The organism is Hyphomonas sp. BRH_c22, from assembly GCF_000961795.1.
Classification (GTDB): Bacteria; Pseudomonadota; Alphaproteobacteria; order Caulobacterales; family Hyphomonadaceae; genus Hyphomonas.
Map to the genome: position 1 here is coordinate 1 of NZ_LADU01000112.1, position 16,741 is coordinate 16,741.

Consider the following 16,741-nt stretch of genomic DNA (forward strand, 5'->3'; position numbering starts at 1 on the left):
GTGGCCGATGGCAGGATGCGGGCCGGGCGGGCTGCGCGCACAAGGCACAGGAAAGCGGGCGTGAAATCCTGCCCGCTCAGCGCGCCGGCAAGGCGCGGCGAGACCGGCGGCCTGAGGGGCAGCACGGCGGCACGGTCACGCGATTCAAGGTCGATCCAGAGCAGCACGACGCGCCCCGCAGGGGTCACGGCCCAGCAATAGAGATAGCCGCGGCCATTGGTCAGCCGGATCCAGGCGAGGAGCAGCTGGTGCTGCAGCCAGATCCACGGCCAGATCGGCAGAAGATTGGCAGGCATATGGTCAGGGGGCGAGAGCAGCGACATTGCCCGCCATGATACGGTCGTCCGCTGGCTGTAGGACAGATTTCTCCTTAATGCCGCAATTGTGACTGAACGCGGCGCAAAAACTGTCGGATAAGGGCAGGGGCGACAAAGCGGGCGGGCCGCGCTATCTGATGGAAAAGACGAGGGAGAGACGCACATGACCAGCACAACTGACGAGACACAGGATGCAGGATGGCGCGGCAAGTTTGCCGGATTTGCGCTCGGGCTGGCGCTGTTCTCGGTCCTCTGGTTCGCCGCCGCCGCCATCGGCACCAAGCTCGGCCTGTGGGGCTGGCAGTTCGGCCTCGGCAAGATGACGATTGCCTGGGGACCGCTGCTGCTGATGGCCGCCCTCGCCGTGTCGGTTATCGCCATCATCGTCGCCCTGATCAAGGCGCCGCGCAAACAGGCGCTGATGCTCGCTCTCGGCGCGCTGCTCGTGTCGGGACTGGCGTTCGGACGGGTCGTGGCGTTCAAGGGCCAGGCCGAACGGCTGCCGCCCATACATGAAGTCCAGACCGACTGGTCGAACCCCATCCAGCCATCCGAGGCGATCCTGGCCGCGCGCGCGTCTACCGGTGCGCTCAACACGCTCGAGGATGCGCCGGTCGCGCCCGACGCCGTGGATGCCCGCTGGCCGGGCATGGGCGGACGGCTTGTGTCGGACCTGCAGGAAGAGGCGGAGTTCGATCCCGCGCGGCACAAATCCGTGAAGCAGGCGCCTTATCCGGCACTCGACACGCTGGTCGTGCCTGCCGCATCCTACGACATGGCCTTCAATGCCGCGCTGGAAGCCGTGAAGGCACGCGGCTGGACGATCGTCACCAACGATATTCAGTCCGGCAGTATCGAGGCGACGCAGGCCTCGTTCTGGTTTGACTTCAAGGACGATGTGTTGATCCGCGTCACGCCCGACGGCGAAGGCTCGCGCATTGATGTGCGCTCGGTCAGCCGTGTCGGCCTGTCGGACCTTGGCGCGAACGCGAAACGGGTGCGTGACCTGCTCGACGAAATCGAAGTGCGCCTGAACTAGCGGGCATATGCCGGGCAGCATGTTAAAAGGTTCCCTATGAGCGAGCCGCGCATCGTCAATCTTGATCACCTGGTGATGAGGGATGTTGGCGACGGCAAGGATTTTTCCGCAAGGGCGGGACAGGCTGCTGGCCTGATCGGGTCGACCGGGATCGGATGCTCGCTGGTCGTGGTGCCGCCAGGTAAGAGCGCCTGCCCATTTCATCGCCATCATGTCTGGCATGAGCTGTTCTTCATCCTGGAGGGTGAGGGTGTCACGCGCCTCGATGGCCAGACACTGCCGATCCGGGCAGGCGACCTGATAGCGGCGGCTGCGGGCAAGGAAGCGCACCAGATCATCAATACTGGCACGGCGGACCTTCGCTATCTTGCGATATCAGCCGACAGTCCGTCCGACATCATCGAGTATCCCGATTCAGGCAGGATCGCTGTCGATGCGGGCTTTGTTCCCGGTAGCGACACAGAACCCACGATCAGCCTGTTTGGGCGTGTGACTCCCGCTGAATATTATGATGACCAGAATGGCACCTGAGGCGCCGTAGCGTAGGGGAGACTAGCGTTCCTTCGGATCCAGCGCGTCGCGCAGGCCGTCGCCGATGAAGTTGAGGCAGAGCAGCGTGACCGCCATGGTGATGGCGGGCGCGAGCAGCATCCAGGGCTTTTCTTCCATCGTCTTCGCGCCTTCGGAGATGAGCACGCCGAGCGATGTCAGCGGCTCGTTCACGCCAAGGCCAAGGAAGGACAGGAAGCTTTCCGCCAAGATCACCACCGGAATGGTCAGCGTGACATAGACGGCGACCGGGCCGATCACGTTGGGCAGGATGTGGCGAATGATGATGGCGCGCCGGGACACGCCCGATGCGCGGGCCGCCTCGATGAATTCCTTGCCCTTGATGGCGAGTGTCTGGCCGCGCACGATGCGCGCCATGGTCAGCCATTCGATGGCGCCGATGGCGGCGAAGATCAGCACGATGTTGCGCTCGAACACGGTGAGCAGAAGGATGACGAAGAAGATGAAGGGCAGGGCGTAGAGCACGTCCACAATGCGCATCATGAAATTGTCGACGCGGCCGCCGAGATAGCCGGCCGTTGCGCCCCATGTGACGCCGATCACGAGGCTGACGGCGGTCGCGACCACGCCCACCATCAGCGATATGCGCAGGCCGATCATCAGGCGGGCCAGCAGGTCGCGGCCCTGGATGTCGGTGCCCAGGATGTGCCAGTTGTCCATCGTCGGCGCGATGGTGCGCGCGTCGGAGATGGCCTTGTAATCATGCACCCATATGAGCGGGCCAAAGGCGGCGATCAGCACGATCACGCCAAGGATCCACATGGACACCACGGCGGCCTTGTTGCGGAACAGGCGGGCTCGCGCATCGTCCCAGAGGGAGCGGCCGCCGACGATGGCCTGTTTCATGGGCGTGACGCGGCCGGTCGGGTCGAACAGGGGATCGATGTCGGTCATCAGTCGTACTTCACTTTCGGATCAAGCACCGCATACAGCACGTCGGCCACCAGGTTCAGGATCACGATCAGGCCGGCATAGACAATGATCGCCCCCATCACGAGCGTGTAGTCGCGGTTGAGGGCGCCGTTGACGAAATACGAGCCGAGGCCGGGCAGGCCGAAAATCTTCTCGATCACGACAGAACCGGTCATCACGCGGGCCATGGCGGGGCCGGCATAGGAGATCAGCGGCAGCATGGCGGCGGGCAGCGCGTGGCGCACGATGACCTGGCGCTCGGACAGGCCCTTGGAGCGGGCGGTGCGGATATGGTTGGAGCGCATGGTCTCGATGATCGAGGCGCGCATCAGGCGGGAAATGATGGCGATCTGCGGCAGGGCGAGCGTGACCACCGGCAGGGTCATGTTGTGCCAGTTCATGCCGATGTTCGGATACTGGCCGAGGCCGCCGACGGCGAATATCCCCGCACCGAGGGACAGGAGAAGGATCAGGATGGGGCCGGTCACAAAGGTCGGGATGGATATGCCCGCCATGGCAATGCCCATGACGCTGAAGTCGGCCGCCGTGTTCTGCCTCAGCCCCGCGAAGACGCCGAGCAGCGTGCCGAGGCCGAGGCCCAGCAGCATGGCCAGCGACCCGATGGTGAGCGAGATCGGCAGCCCGTCGGCGATCAGGTCGTTCACGCTCTTGCCAAGCGTCTTGTAGGAGGGGCCGAAATCGCCCTGCAGGACGCCGCCGACATAGTTGAAATACTGCTCGTGGAGCGGCTTGTCGAAGCCGAACTTGGCGGCGATGGCCTGTTCGGTTGCGGCCGGCAGCTTGCGTTCGCCGTCGAAGGGGCCGCCCGGGGCGGCGCGCATCATCAGGAACGCCATCGTGATGATGGCCAGCATGGTCGGGATCGCGATGAGCAGGCGCCTGAACGTATAGGCCCATGGAACGCGGCTGAGGGCTCTCTGCAGGGATGACAAGGGAGAGTGGCTTTCTGTAACTGTGACGGGCCTGTCGGCGAAAGTTCAACCCGCAAGCTTGGAAGGTTGCACCATCCTCCTTAGCTTGTGTACAGAGCCGATCAAGACTGCGCCAACATTCAGGATATGACCCATGGCAGATATTCGACGCGTTACGGACGCTTTTTCAGTCGCGCCGCAAATCACTGAAGACGATGTCGAGGAAATCGCGGCGGCTGGATACAAGACCATCGTCGTCAACCGCCCCGATGGCGAGAGCGGCGTCGACCAGCCGCGCATGGGCGCCATCCGCGCAAAGGCAGAATCACTCGGCCTCAGCTTCGCGGCCCTGCCGTTTTCGGGGGCGCCAACGCCTGAAATCGTCGAACGGATGTCGAACATCCTGAATGAGGCCCCCCAGCCGGTTCTGGCGTATTGTCGCACGGGTACGCGCTGCATCACCGCCTGGGCCCTGACCCAGGCCGGACAGGGCTCAGCTGGCGACATCATTGATGCAGCGGCCGCAGCAGGATACGATTTATCGAGTCTTGAGGCGTTGCTCTAACGAATCCCGGAGGGAACAATTGTGAGCAAATCGTCACACTGGCGCCGCATTAAGTGTGTTGTCAGTGACCTATCGCCGTGCGACGCAGGGCGGAACGAGGGGGACGCCAGCTGGCTGTCCCGCCGCAGGAGTTGACGCAATGTCGGAACGTCTCTGGATTACCGATTTCAAGTATGATGAAGGCACCATCCTGGTGAAAAAGACCGGGCACCGGATCGTGCCCGACCTGTCGCTCCTCCACAGCATTTTTACGTGGTTCTGCTTCTACTTCTTCGCCCAGACCTGGCGCACATGGCGCCGCATCACGGGCCACAAACGCCCCACCATCGCCTTCTATCCCGACAAGCCGCGGCCCTGGTACTTCATCTGGCCGGTCATGCACGTTTCCGGCGCCAAGCTGATCGACGACGTGTCCGTGGCCGATATCGTCTTCCAGTTTGATGATTCGACGGCCACCAACAATGCCGTGCCAGCCGTCCGCGAGGGTGCACGCCTCGTAAATTTCGGCTGCCAGGATGTGTCCAAGACGAGGGTCGCAGAGGCGTTCGAACGTGCCGCAGGCTATACGCTCAAGGTCGATCCGACCAGATATGAAGGCCGCATGGTCGAGAAGTCCGAATTGAACGCGGCGCATGACGGCCGCGTGCTCGAGGGTCCGCTCGACACGCCGGTGGAAGGCAAGACCTACCAGTTGCTGGTCGACAACGAGATCGCAGGCGGACTGGTCGAAGACCTGCGCTGCTGCATCGTGGGGGGAACACCGATCATCGTGTTCCGCAAGCGCCGGCGGCTCGATCGGCGTTTCCTGAACGAGAATGTTGAAGTTTTGCTCGACGAACCTCGCAACTGCTACACGCCGGATGAAATTGGCGTGATCGAGCGCTTTGCTGCAGAGGTCGGGCTGGACTGGGGCGGCATCGATGTTCTACGTGACCGCACATCCGGACGAATCTACATCGTCGATGCGAACAAGACCGACATGGGCCCGCCCGTCGCGCTCAAGCTGGGCGCCAAGCTGCGCGCCACCCGCCGCATGGCGGTCGCTTTTGCCGGCGCGTTCGCACCGAAGAAGCGTTGATCCGACGGGCACGGCAAAAGGTTCAAGAGTAATATTATGGCTATTCCCTACGTTCGCGGCATTGAGTTCGAATATGGCGTGGTGCAGCAGGTCTCTCCGCTGCTCCGCCGCGTTATCGCAAACAATCCCGGTCCCTTCACCTATGTCGGCACGGGCGTCTACATCATCGGACACGGCGAGGTGGCCGTTCTTGATCCGGGTCCGATGGACGAGACGCATTTCGAGGCGTTGAAGAGGGTGCTGGAAGGCGAGACCGTGACGCATGTCCTGGTCACGCATGGCCACTCGGACCATTCGCCGCTCGCAACGCCGCTCGCCGAATGGGCGGGCTGCAAGACCTATGCGAAGAATTGCGGTGTGCCGACGGCCAAGGGCGAGCTTGGCAGCGCCGATGACCTCGGTTTCATGCCGGATGTGAAGATCGGGGACGGCGACACGATTTCCGGCCCCGGCTGGACGCTCGATGTCATCGAGACGCCGGGCCACACCTGCAACCATCTCTGCTTTGGCCTGCGCGAAGAGAATGCCTGCCTCTCCGGCGACCATATCATGGGCTGGTCAACCACGGTGGTCGCGCCACCGGATGGCGACATGGCCGACTATATGGACAGCCTCGAAAAGATCCGTGTGATGGGCTTTGAAACCCTCTGGCCGACGCATGGCGACCCGGTGCGCGGCAAGGATTTCGTCAACACGTTCATCACCGAGTATGCCAGCCACCGGCGCGCCCGCGAGGCGTCGATCCTCGAACACCTGCGCAAGGGCGAAACGTCGATCCCGGCCATGGTCGAGATCATGTATGCCGATGTCGAAAAACGCCTTCACCCGGCCGCGGCCATGTCCGTGCTTGGCCACATGATCGCGCTGATCAAGACGGGTGTCGTCACCACGCCGGATGCGGCGCCGACGGTGCGCTCACATTTCGAACTGGTCCGCTCCGCCGCCTGAGCGGTTATTCGTTCGCCGTCAGGCCCAGACCCGCATACCAGATCGGTGAAGACCATGCCCGCTCCTGCACGGTTGTGGGCAATTCCGGATTGGGCGGCGTGCCATTGCGCACAGCATCCCACGTCGACCAGCGGCAAGTAGGGTTCTCCAGCACACGCACATAATACGCCGCTTCCCGGTCGGCGTTGAAGTCCGGGTCCGTCCAATAGGCTTTCAACTCGTTGGCGCCTGAGCCTGTTTCGGTGCTGCAGTCTGATACATCCACCCTCGCCCCATTGTCCGGGCAGCGATGCGTGGCAGCATCAGGCACGGCCCCGCCCGAACAGGCCACATCGTGGACCGCCTCATGTGTCTCGCCGCCGTCTGTCCAGACTTTGACCACCTGCGCACGCTGCAGCGGTGCACTCATCGGATCGCGCATCGCCCAGACAAGGAAGCCGGGCGCAGTGTCACCGCTTACATTATCGAGATGTCCGCCCATAGGCACACCGCCATCATAGGCGCGCGCCAGCAGGTCGGCATCGTCCAGTATCGACGGCGCATATCCCATACCCCCGAAGAAGCGGACCTTCATGCGCGGCCCTGACGTGCCAAAGGTTTCCTTGCGCTTCATCGCATCGAAGATTGCCTCGCGCGTGTTGGATTCCGCCCACACTCCCGCCAGACCACTTGAGGCGAACTGGGTTGCCGTGATTTGCCGCCTTGTTTGCGGGTCATCCGCGCCGTCCCATGTCTTGCCGCCATTGGGCGGAACCGACCGGCGCGCTTCCGGGCTGGCACCATCCTGTGGAGTCTTGCCCCAATGGAATTCCTCAACCAGCGACGCGGCAGCGACGTGCGTGTCACTCGAACTGATGAGGCCGAACTTGTACGGATTGAATCCTTCCGTCTCTTGCAGGGCCAGGCCGCGCTTGTAAGCCGAGCGGACAAAGTCGCCGGCACCGGGCGTGGTCTTCATCGTGCTGCCGATGAAATACTCGTACTGTTCGAAATCGGCCCATTCGTCATTCGGAGACAGGGTGGGGGTTGTTTCCGAGGTGCCCTTGACCTGGGACACTTCGACAAGCGGCTCGTTGCGCATGCGCTTGTCGGCATAGGCTGCCGTCAGGGGCTCTCCATTATAGGTTTGCAGGGCGAACATCTCGCCGTTCGAGGCATTCGAGTTGTGCGGAATGGCCAGCACGTCACGGCCTTCGCTGCGTTGCCCTTCCATCCATGTCCACAAGTCTTCCGGATTGGTGGAATCGAGTGTGGAGAACAGGCGCTCAGGTGCCTCATCCCGGAAGATGACATTGCGGTGCAGGTTGCCGGCGGCTGGCGGGCCGTCGCCGGGGACCGCCATCATCGCCGTGAATTCATAGCCTGAAAAGGCCGTGAACTTGCCCGGCTCATTGTTGCGTTCGGCGGAGTCGATTGTCGTCGCCCAGACGGAATCGATCAGGCTGCGGTCGTAGATTTCCTCAATCTCCTCGCCTGTCGCGACCGTCACGCCAACGCGCAGGAAGGATTTACCAGGATCGGTTGCGTTTTCGCCGAACACGGATTGTGCAATCTCGGTTTGCGACAAGGGCGAAGACGGCGTGTTCATCGCGGGAACCACGCCCAGGTATTCGCCATGATCGGTGACAGCAAGGAAATCCAGCGGCGGACCTGACAGCTGCAAATCGTAGCCTGCAGGGTGGCGAATGGCTTCGCCCTTTGCGAATTTGTAGGCATCGTCCGGGGTCGCGCGTACACCGAAGATATAGGCATCGAACGAATTGCTGGTGTGCACGTGAACATCGCCGAAATACGCGTTGCGCATCGGGTTCGCGACCGGTGAGACCTTTGCTGGTTCAACCGTGGCAGACGCGTTGATGTCGTTGGCGATGTTAGTGCTTGGCGCACACGCGGCCAATGCGAGAGCCGGAACGGCCCACCCCAGATACTTGCTCATCTCGTTCCCTCTCCGATTATATTTTTGGAGAGAGTGCCGAAAGCATCGGCCCGTGCCAAGGCAATTCCGAATTGGCGCCTATTGCTCGCGCTGCACCCGGAACGCCAGGCCGCCATCGAGCTTCATCTTGTAGCTGCCGAGTGATGCGGAATAGATGCGGGCTTCTTTCACGTTCTTCGCGCGGACGCTCTTGTCATCGGTCTGCACCCAGACCTGCCCGTTTTCGAGCCTGACGCGCCAGCGGCCTGCACCGTCCCGGCTGACCGAGCTGACAGCAGCTGTGACTTCGTCGAGATCCTTGTCGCCGTCACCACCACTTTTGCGGAGGGCGAGGGAGGGCAGGGACGGGATCGAGAAGCCGAAGGAATCGCGCTTGACCTGTTCGACTTCGGACCGGGTGATGGTTGTCACTTCACCGGCGTCTTCGGCGGCCTTGAGGCGCCCGACCGCTGTATCATAGCAGGCCAGCCGGTCGGCATCCGTGCTGATGCCGGCGCAGGCGTAGACGTCGTCAGTCGAAACATCCTCTGCCAGCGCAGGCAGGGAGACGAGGCATATAGCGGCAATCGCGCTCAGGAATCGGGTCATCGCAGGTCGTCCTCTGTGTTCGTGTCAGGGCACAGGCTTTCCAAAGCCACGCCAGTCTGGCAGCACTGTTGCAAATCTGGCGGATGCCGGAAAGACACCGGAGACAGGAAACATGATGCTGAAATCCCTGATGAGTTCGACCGTGATGGCCGCGCTGACGCTTTCACTGGCGGCTTGCGGCGGCGGTGGCGGCAATGCCGGCGACGAGATGCCGACGCTTCGCCGGGGTATTTCAGCCAAGGTGGACACGCTCGATCCGCACAAATCCTCTGCGCAATGGGAAAACATCGTGATCGGCGACATGATGATCGGCCTGATGACGCACGGCCAGGACGGCAAGCCTGTCTATGGCATGGCTGACAGCTATGAGACCGACCCCACCGGCCTGGTCTGGACCTTCAAACTGGGCGATTACGTCTGGTCCGACGGCGTGCCGGTTACCGCTCATGATTTCGTCTATGCGCTGCGCCGTATCCAGAAGCCGGAAATCGCGTCGCAATATTCATCGCTGCTCTATCTTATCAAGAATGCCGCGAAGGTGAACACGACCGAACTGCCGCCGGAAGAGCTTGGCGTGCGCGCGATTGACGACAAGACGCTGGAGATCACGCTGGAATATCCCGCGCCCTACCTTCCGGGCCTGCTGACCCATTACACGACCTATCCGGTGCCCCGGCACATCGTCGAACAGTATGGCGATGCCTGGATCCAGCCTGGCAACATCGTGACCAACGGGCCCTACAAGCTGGTCTACTGGCGCACGGGCGACCAGCTCGTGTCGGAAAAGAGCCCGACCGGCTTTGCGGCAGACCAGGTCTGTTTCGACCGCGTTGTGTATTACGAACTTGAGGACCAGACGGCGGTCGAGAACAAGATTGCTGCCGGTGAACTCGACATCAACAATGCCTTCGACGGCGCCCGCCAGGCCGAGCTGGAACAGAAATTCCCCGGCTGGCCGCGCACGACACCGTCTCTCAACACGACCTATTGGAGCATCAATTCCTCGCAGGAAATGTTCAAGGATGTGCGCGTGCGCAAGGCGCTGGCCATGGCGCTCGACCGGGAATTCATCGTCCGCAACGTGCTCACGCCGGGCTTCGAGCCGGCCTATTCCATGGTGCCGCCCGGCATCGACAATTATGCCGTCGAACGCCCGGCCGTGGACTGGAAAGACATGCCGCGCGCCGAGCGGCTCGCGGAATCCAAACGCCTGCTCGAGGCGGCCGGTTACGGCCCGGGCAAGGCTTTCCGCTTCGAATTCATCCACCGTTCGACGGACGACAACCCGAAAGCCGCGCCTGTCGCACAGGCCAACTGGGCCGAAATCGCGCCCTGGGTTGAACCCATCATAATCAAGCAGGACACGAAAGTGCTCTATGCGCGCCTGCGCCAGTCGGATTTCCAGGTGTCGGACGGCGCCTGGGTGGCGGACTTCGACGATCCGATCAACTTCCTCTACCTGCTCGATTCCAAGACCGGACAACAGAATTACGGGCGCTATTCCAGCCCGGAATATGACGCGCTCCTGGCCAAGTCCAATGCCGAGATGGATCTCCGCAAGCGGGCGGAAATCTTCGCCGAGGCCGAGCAGCTGATGCTTAACGACTACCCGATCACGCCCATGTGGTACCAGGTGACGAAGAACCTCGTCGATCCGACCCTGACAGGCTGGAGCGATAATGCCGTTGACCAGCACCGCTCGCGTTTCCTCTGCCGTGAGGGTATGAAAGCGGAATAGTCTTCTAGGTCGCGCGGGAGGGCGGCATGGAACATGAAGCCGAAGCCATTGGCGCCGCATCTGTGGGCAGCCTGTCATCCGGCGCGCATTTCCCGGTGCAATCGGGCGAGCCGTGCGCCAATTGCGGTGAGGTCGTGCCGGACAGGTTCTGCACGACCTGCGGCCAGCTCGCGTCGGACTTCCACCGGCCGTTCTGGGAACTGATCGCCGGCAGCCTGGGCGACATGTTCGCCCTGGATGGCCGGCTGTTCCGGTCCTTGCCGATGCTGATGTTCCGGCCGGGCCGGATCACGCGGAGCTATCTGGACGGCGAGCGGGCCCGGTATGTGCCGCCGTTCCGGATGTTCCTGCTGGCCTCGGTGGTCTTCTTCCTCACCGTTTTCACGCTCGGCGACGAATTTGGCTGGTTTGACGGCTGGAGGTTCGATCCGAACCCGACTGGCGGGTTTTCGCTTGATGCGCCGGACTCCGATAAAAAGGCGGCTCTGGACGAGCTGAACGCGCAGCTGGATCAGGCCAATATCGATCCGGAAACCCGGGCAATCATTGCAGATTCGGTTGCTGACAAGGTCGAGGCGCTGCCTTTTGCCGAAATGCTGCAGCCGGACGGCAAGATTGACCGGGTCAGGCTCCGCACGTTCGTTGAGGACCGCATGGAGGCGGCTGCGGACCCTGCGGCCATCGAAGCGGCCTATCGCGCGGCCGACCGGACGGCGACGGTGTATGAGAACCAGGACAGGTTCGGCGCACGGCTGCGGCAATGGGCTCCCAGGTTCAGCGTCCTGTTTTTACCCGTTTTTTCCCTGCTTTTGACGCTGCTTTACGCGTGGCACCGCCGGATCTACGTGTTCGACCACCTGATTGCGGGGCTGCATTTCCAGACTTTCCTTTACGTCCTGGGAACCATGCTCCTGCTCGCGGCAGCGGCGGTGCCCCAAGGCGTCGACTTGCTGGTTGTCGGCGGATTTCTGGCAATAATCGTCTATCTTTACAGGATGTTACGCGTTACCTACGGCTCCGGGCGGATCCTCGCGGCGGTCCGCACCTCCATTTTGCTGATTTTCGGCATGATCTTGCTTGCCGTTCTGGCAATCGGCCTCGTGGTTCTCAGCTTTATGCTGACCTGAGGCACGTCCATGCCCGGGCACTGAGGCAAATAAACCACACCTGCCCGCTTTTGATGACAGATGCGTAACGACGCGTTGACGATCATGTGACGAACACCCTATCGATATGGCCAAGTCCCGGAATCAGGGGTCCGGGCTAGCGTCCTATAAGGGCGCCTTTGTAACCATTGGAGGTACCAACGTGAACGGGAATACGATGAAATCCCGCCTGCTTGCCTCGTCCGTATTTGCGGGCGTAGCATTCATGGCATCGGCGAGCATGCTCGCCACCGCACAGGAAACGGACGACGCTGTCGACACCGTCGCCGCACCAGCCGCCGAAGATTCGACCGCACGCCAGGCAACTGTCTACGTCACCGGCTCGCGCATCCAGTCGCCAAACATGGTCACCACCAGCCCGGTGTCCTCTGTTTCGGCTGCCGACATCAAACTTCAGGGCGTGACCAAGGTCGAAGACCTGATCACCCAGTTGCCACAGGCCTTCGCCGCGCAGAACTCGACCGTGTCGAACGGCGCGTCGGGTACAGCAACGGTTTCGCTGCGTAACCTCGGCTCGACCCGTACGCTGGTCCTCGTCGACGGCAAGCGCATGCCTTACGGTTCGCCGAACGATCCGGCTGCGGACCTTAACCTGATCCCTGGCCAGCTGGTTGAGCGCGTTGACGTGCTGACCGGTGGTGCTTCGGCTGTTTACGGTTCGGACGCTATCTCGGGCGTTGTCAACTTCATCATGAAGGACAATTTCGAAGGCGTTCAGATCGATGCCCAGTACGGCATGTTCCAGCACAATAACGACTATGACACGAACGGTTCGCTCCGTGACGTGATCGAAGGCCGCGCTGCAACGAACCCTGCCCAGTTCGCACTACCTGATGACAATGTTGATGACGGCCTGTCGAAAGAGATCACGGGCGTCCTGGGTGTCAACACCGATGATGGCCGCGGCAACGTTACTGCCTGGATCAGCTTCCGTGACAACGGCGAAGTGCTTCAGGGCCAGCGCGACTATTCCGCATGTGCGGCTGGTCTTGCAGCATCGGGCGACTTCAACTGCGGTGGTTCGTCCACTTCGTTCCCGGGCCGTATCTCGGACTTCAATTCGTTCGACTACACGATCGACCAGTCGACCGGCAACACGTTCCGTCCATGGAACGGTGCAACTGACCAGTACAACTTTGGTCCGCTGAACTATTACCAGCGCCCTGACCAGCGTTATTCGGTCGGTTTCAACGGCCACTACGAACTCAATCCGTCGGCTGAAGTCTACACGCAGTTCATGTTCATGGACTACGAGTCGAAAGCGCAGATCGCGCCTTCGGGCAACTTCTTCGTCACGCAAGGCATCAGCTGCGACAACCCGCTCCTGTCTGCCAACCAGCAGGCCGGTCTCTGTGCCATCGACCTGGTGCCTGACGTTGTTGACGATCCGGACACAGCTGAAAATGAAGTCACTGACTTCATTGCCGGCTTTGAAGATCCCGCCGTCGGTGCAGCCTGGGTTGCTGCGACACTCGGCGAGCAAAATGCTGTCACCGGTGCTGCGCCAACGCTTAACCCGGACGGCACGCTCGGTGCGAACCCGTTCAACGGTGTCGCTCCAGCTTACTTCGGGCGTCGTAACGTCGAAGGCGGCGGTCGTACGGATAACCTCGGTTACCAGACCTATCGCGGCGTTATCGGCCTGCGGGGTGAACTCTATGACGCACCAGGCTGGAACTACGATATCTCGGCTCAGTACGCCCAGGTTTCGCTGACACGTGCCTACACCAACGAATTCTCCGTCACGCGCCTTAACCGCGCCATGGACGTGGTTGACGATGGTTCGGGCAACGCGGTCTGCCGCAGTGTCGTTGACGGCACGGATCCAAACTGTGTGCCATACAACATCTGGACCATTGGTGGCGTGACCGAAGCAGCCCTGGATTACCTCCAGGTTCCACTGCTCCAGAACGGCACGACAACCCAGAACGTCGTGTCGGCCGTGCTTTCCGGCGACATGGGCCAGTATGGCTTCAAGATGCCTTCGGCTGACGAAGGCCTGAAGGTTGCCATGGGTATCGAATACCGTCGCGACTCACTCGAATCCATCACCGACAACTCGTTCGCAACGGGTGACGGCGCTGGCCAGGGTGGTCCAACGATCGGTCTTTCCGGTGCGATCGACTCCTACGAAGCCTTCGGTGAATTCCAGCTGCCACTCGTTACCGGCCAGCCCGGTATTGAGCTTCTGTCGATCGAAGGTGCTTACCGCTACGCTGACTACTCGACCGGCATCAGTGCCGACTCGTACAAGATCGGTGGTGACTATGCGCCAACGTCCGACATTCGTTTCCGTGCCAGCTTCCAGAAAGCTGTCCGCGCACCGAACGTCATCGACCTCTTCCAGGCTCAGGGCTTCAACCTGTTTGACCTTGACGATGACCTCTGTGACTTCACGGATCCGGCTGGAGACGGAACGGGCGGCGCCGCTTGTATCGGTGGCAACGCGTGGCAGGTTAACGCTGCACAGGCCAACTCGGGCGCTCTGACTTCGCCTGCCGGCCAGTACAACTTCCTGCAGGGCGGCAACCCGGATCTCGATCCGGAAGAAGCTGAAACCTACACGGTTGGCTTCGTTGCAACGCCAACCATGCTGCCAGGCCTCAGCCTGTCGGTCGACTATTACAACATCGATATCACGAAAGCGATTACGACTGTTGGTGCGTCGGTCACGATGCAGCTGTGCTACCTCGAAGGCGATGCCGACGCATGTAGCCGGATCGTCCGTAACCAGAACGGCCAGCTTTGGGTCGGTACCGGTAACGTGGTCGATACGAACGTGAACATCGGTGGCGTGTCCACATCCGGTGTCGATATCGCAGCTGCCTACGGCTTCGACATCGGTTCGGCTGGTGCGCTGAACTTCTCGCTGAACGGCACGTGGCTCGAAGCACTCGACTACGATCCGATCGGTCAGACGTTCGCCGAGTACGAGTGTGTTGGTAAGTACGGCAACGACTGCCTTACGCCGACCCCAGAATGGCGTCACCGCGCCCGCATGGGCTGGACCACACCGGTTGACGGCCTCGACCTGGCTCTGACGTGGCGCCACATGGGCGCTGTGGATCTCGACACCGGTGCAACCGGCCGCGTCGACTCCACCCTGGACGCTCAGAACTACTTCGACCTCGCCGGCACGTTCGGCCTGACGGACTACGCAACGTTCCGCGCAGGCGTCAACAACTTGCTGGACGAAGATCCGCCACTGTCGGCTTCGGTCGGTACGACGGGTAACGGTAACACCTATCCGCAGTCTTACGACGCAATGGGCCGTTACATCTTCGTCGGCGCGACGCTGGACTTCTAGTCGGGCGCCTCACGGCAAACTTTCGGAAATGGCGGTCCTTCGGGGCCGCCATTTTCTTTTGTCATTTTGTCAGGTGGGTGGAGTCAGGTGTCCGCTCCGGCGCAACCGGACTGCGCACGTGCTTTATCGTACAGTCTACGTGCTGTTTTCGTGCTTCTTTCGTGCACCCGGACGGGTGGAAAGAGCCTGTGCTGTCCGCCCCGTCAGGAAGCGCGCCATCTTGCATAGAGAGCTGTCGGCAGCAGGCGCGTGGATCCCTGCTGCGGCAGCGCCATCTCCCCCTGTTCCATCACGCCGCCCAGCGGGCTCAGCCGGTCGCCCAGCGTTTGCGACAGGGCGAGGTAGGACAGGCGCACGGCATAGACCGTCGCGATGACGAAAAGCGGCGTCTCGCTCAGTAATTCCCGTATGTTATCAAGGAGTGGCGGCAGGTCTTCCTCGAATTTCCACGTCTCGTTCTTGGGGCCGCGGCCGAATTTCGGCGGGTCCAGAACGATGGCGTCATACGTGTTCCCCCGGCGGATCTCGCGGGCCACGAACTTCATGGCATCGTCCGCGATCCAGCGGATCGTCCGGTCCGACAGGCCGCTCATGGCCTGGTTGTCCTTGCCGTAACCGTTCGATTTCGGGCTCGCGTCCAGATGCGTCACCTCCGCCCCCGCCGCCGCGCAGGCGAGCGACATTATCCCGGTATATCCGAATAGATTCAACACCTTGACCGGCCGCTTGGCGGCGCGGATCTGGTCCTGTGCAAAGCGCCAGTGGACAGAGTGCTCCTGGAAAACGCCCATGTGCCGGAAGGCCGTGCGCCGGGCTTCGAAGGTCAGGCCGCTCCAGCGCATCGGCCAGGCTTCGGCGGCGCGGGGGGAGAGAATTTCCCACTGGCCGCCGCTCTCCTCATCGCCGGACTTGCCGGAGAAGATCGCGTCGGCTTTCCATGTGTCCAGTGGACGGGCCGGCTCCCAGAACGCCTGCGGATCGGGGCGGATGACGGTCTGGCTGCCAAAGCGTTCCAGCTTCATCAAATGCCCGCTGTCGAGCAGCGCATAATCGTCCCAATCGTCGGCGATGAGCAGTTTTGTTTCTGTAATCATTGGAAGTTTCTCTGGCGCCAGGCTTCGTAGGTCATGATCGCCGTGGCTTGTGCAAGGTTCAGGCTGTCGGCGCCGCCGCGCATCGGGATCAGGGCCAGCGTATCGCATGCGGCCTCGATGGGCAGCGGCAGTCCGGCCTGTTCATTCCCCATGATAATCACGGCGCGCGGGCCGAAGGGCGCCTGGTCGTGACGCACGGTGCCGTTCACCGACGCGGCGGTCAGGCTCATGGCGCCCGCCTGCCGCCAGGCATTGAACTGGTCGAATGTGGCATTGGCAAAAGGCATGTCGAAGATCGATCCCATGGACGCGCGCACGGTCTCGAAACTGTAAGGGTCGCAGCAGGTTTCCAGAAGGATCACGCCCTGTGCCCCGGCGCAGTCTGCCGTCCGCAGGATGGTGCCCAGATTGCCGGGGTCGCGCACTTCATAGAGGGCGATCCAGATGCCGTCACCCGCCGCGCCGAGGGCGTCCAGCGGCCGGTGGACCTGCTGGAAGGAGGCGATCACGCTCTGGGCATTGTCCTTGTGGGTGATCTTGGACATCAGCCG

General features: G+C 61.8%; 15 protein-coding genes. 8 read left to right on the top strand and 7 right to left on the bottom strand.

The genetic code is table 11. The features are described from left to right. A partial coding sequence (locus VR74_RS15370; protein ID WP_299950804.1) for a hypothetical protein occupies positions 1-296 on the bottom strand: 296 nt, incomplete at its 3' end. A 184-nt stretch (positions 297-480) separates the two neighbouring features. On the opposite strand from VR74_RS15370, the gene VR74_RS15375 reads away from it, so the two are divergent. Next, the gene (locus VR74_RS15375) at positions 481-1,356 is read left to right on the top strand and encodes a DUF1499 domain-containing protein (protein WP_299950807.1); all 876 of its coding nucleotides are present in this window, start codon (positions 481-483) and stop codon (positions 1,354-1,356) included. A gap of 36 nt (positions 1,357-1,392) precedes the next feature. Next, complete coding sequence (locus tag VR74_RS15380; RefSeq protein ID WP_045698317.1) at positions 1,393-1,887, top strand: cupin domain-containing protein; 495 nt, start codon at positions 1,393-1,395, stop codon at positions 1,885-1,887. Between the two features lie 21 nt (positions 1,888-1,908). On the opposite strand, the gene VR74_RS15385 is transcribed toward VR74_RS15380, so the two are convergent. After that, positions 1,909-2,820: an ABC transporter permease subunit gene (locus VR74_RS15385; protein ID WP_299950809.1), complete on the bottom strand. Its 912-nt coding sequence runs from the start codon at positions 2,818-2,820 to the stop codon at positions 1,909-1,911. Beyond that, the gene (locus VR74_RS15390) at positions 2,820-3,791 is read right to left on the bottom strand and encodes an ABC transporter permease subunit (protein WP_299950812.1); all 972 of its coding nucleotides are present in this window, start codon (positions 3,789-3,791) and stop codon (positions 2,820-2,822) included. The genes VR74_RS15385 and VR74_RS15390 overlap by 1 nt, the downstream gene beginning before the upstream one ends. A gap of 133 nt (positions 3,792-3,924) precedes the next feature. Here VR74_RS15390 and VR74_RS15395 point away from each other — a divergent pair, with 133 nt between their 5' ends. The 3 genes from VR74_RS15395 (at position 3,925) to VR74_RS15405 (ending at position 6,361) form a co-directional block, all read left to right on the top strand. After that, positions 3,925-4,335, top strand: coding sequence for a TIGR01244 family sulfur transferase (locus tag VR74_RS15395; RefSeq protein ID WP_045698319.1), 411 nt, complete (start codon positions 3,925-3,927; stop codon positions 4,333-4,335). Between the two features lie 139 nt (positions 4,336-4,474). After that, complete coding sequence (locus VR74_RS15400; RefSeq protein WP_045698321.1) at positions 4,475-5,413, top strand: hypothetical protein; 939 nt, start codon at positions 4,475-4,477, stop codon at positions 5,411-5,413. A gap of 36 nt (positions 5,414-5,449) precedes the next feature. Further along, positions 5,450-6,361, top strand: coding sequence for an MBL fold metallo-hydrolase (locus tag VR74_RS15405; protein WP_045698323.1), 912 nt, complete (start codon positions 5,450-5,452; stop codon positions 6,359-6,361). Positions 6,362-6,365: 4 nt separating this feature from the next. On the opposite strand, the gene VR74_RS15410 is transcribed toward VR74_RS15405, so the two are convergent. Together VR74_RS15410 and VR74_RS15415 are read right to left on the bottom strand one after the other, a co-directional pair. Continuing rightward, on the bottom strand, positions 6,366-8,297 hold the full coding sequence (locus VR74_RS15410; RefSeq protein WP_045698325.1) for a DUF3604 domain-containing protein: 1,932 nt from the start codon (positions 8,295-8,297) through the stop codon (positions 6,366-6,368). A 78-nt stretch (positions 8,298-8,375) separates the two neighbouring features. After that, positions 8,376-8,885, bottom strand: a complete 510-nt coding sequence (locus VR74_RS15415; RefSeq protein WP_045698327.1) for a hypothetical protein — start codon at positions 8,883-8,885, stop codon at positions 8,376-8,378. A gap of 112 nt (positions 8,886-8,997) precedes the next feature. On the opposite strand from VR74_RS15415, the gene VR74_RS15420 reads away from it, so the two are divergent. From VR74_RS15420 to VR74_RS15430, 3 genes are all read left to right on the top strand, one after another. Next, positions 8,998-10,623 carry a peptide ABC transporter substrate-binding protein gene (locus VR74_RS15420; RefSeq protein ID WP_045698329.1) on the top strand — a complete coding sequence of 542 codons (1,626 nt, stop codon included), beginning with the start codon at positions 8,998-9,000 and terminating at the stop codon, positions 10,621-10,623. A gap of 26 nt (positions 10,624-10,649) precedes the next feature. Continuing rightward, positions 10,650-11,750 carry a DUF3667 domain-containing protein gene (locus VR74_RS15425; protein WP_045698331.1) on the top strand — a complete coding sequence of 367 codons (1,101 nt, stop codon included), beginning with the start codon at positions 10,650-10,652 and terminating at the stop codon, positions 11,748-11,750. A gap of 181 nt (positions 11,751-11,931) precedes the next feature. Next, positions 11,932-15,096, top strand: a complete 3,165-nt coding sequence (locus VR74_RS15430; protein WP_299950815.1) for a TonB-dependent receptor — start codon at positions 11,932-11,934, stop codon at positions 15,094-15,096. 203 nt (positions 15,097-15,299) lie between these two features. Here the strand turns inward: VR74_RS15430 and VR74_RS15435 are convergent, their stop codons facing one another. Both VR74_RS15435 and VR74_RS15440 read right to left on the bottom strand, forming a co-directional pair. Continuing rightward, a complete protein-coding gene (locus VR74_RS15435) occupies positions 15,300-16,190 on the bottom strand; it encodes a class I SAM-dependent methyltransferase (RefSeq protein ID WP_045698333.1) in 891 nt (296 codons plus the stop codon). Next, on the bottom strand, positions 16,187-16,741 hold a 555-nt coding region (locus VR74_RS15440; protein ID WP_045698337.1), incomplete at its 5' end, for an RNA methyltransferase. The genes VR74_RS15435 and VR74_RS15440, both read right to left, overlap by 4 nt.

Excerpts from the sequence above, each read along its gene's own strand:
- VR74_RS15400 (WP_045698321.1), top strand. The coding sequence starts at position 4,475 with ATGTCGGAACGTCTCTGGATTACCGATTTCAAGTATGATGAAGGCACC.
- VR74_RS15425 (WP_045698331.1), top strand. The coding sequence starts at position 10,650 with ATGGAACATGAAGCCGAAGCCATTGGCGCCGCATCTGTGGGCAGCCTG.
- VR74_RS15375 (WP_299950807.1), top strand. The coding sequence starts at position 481 with ATGACCAGCACAACTGACGAGACACAGGATGCAGGATGGCGCGGCAAG.
- VR74_RS15385 (WP_299950809.1), bottom strand. The coding sequence starts at position 2,820 with ATGACCGACATCGATCCCCTGTTCGACCCGACCGGCCGCGTCACGCCC.
- VR74_RS15420 (WP_045698329.1), top strand. The coding sequence starts at position 8,998 with ATGATGCTGAAATCCCTGATGAGTTCGACCGTGATGGCCGCGCTGACG.
- VR74_RS15435 (WP_045698333.1), bottom strand. The coding sequence starts at position 16,190 with ATGATTACAGAAACAAAACTGCTCATCGCCGACGATTGGGACGATTAT.
- VR74_RS15410 (WP_045698325.1), bottom strand. The coding sequence starts at position 8,297 with ATGAGCAAGTATCTGGGGTGGGCCGTTCCGGCTCTCGCATTGGCCGCG.
- VR74_RS15415 (WP_045698327.1), bottom strand. The coding sequence starts at position 8,885 with ATGACCCGATTCCTGAGCGCGATTGCCGCTATATGCCTCGTCTCCCTG.
- VR74_RS15395 (WP_045698319.1), top strand. The coding sequence starts at position 3,925 with ATGGCAGATATTCGACGCGTTACGGACGCTTTTTCAGTCGCGCCGCAA.
- VR74_RS15380 (WP_045698317.1), top strand. The coding sequence starts at position 1,393 with ATGAGCGAGCCGCGCATCGTCAATCTTGATCACCTGGTGATGAGGGAT.
- VR74_RS15405 (WP_045698323.1), top strand. The coding sequence starts at position 5,450 with ATGGCTATTCCCTACGTTCGCGGCATTGAGTTCGAATATGGCGTGGTG.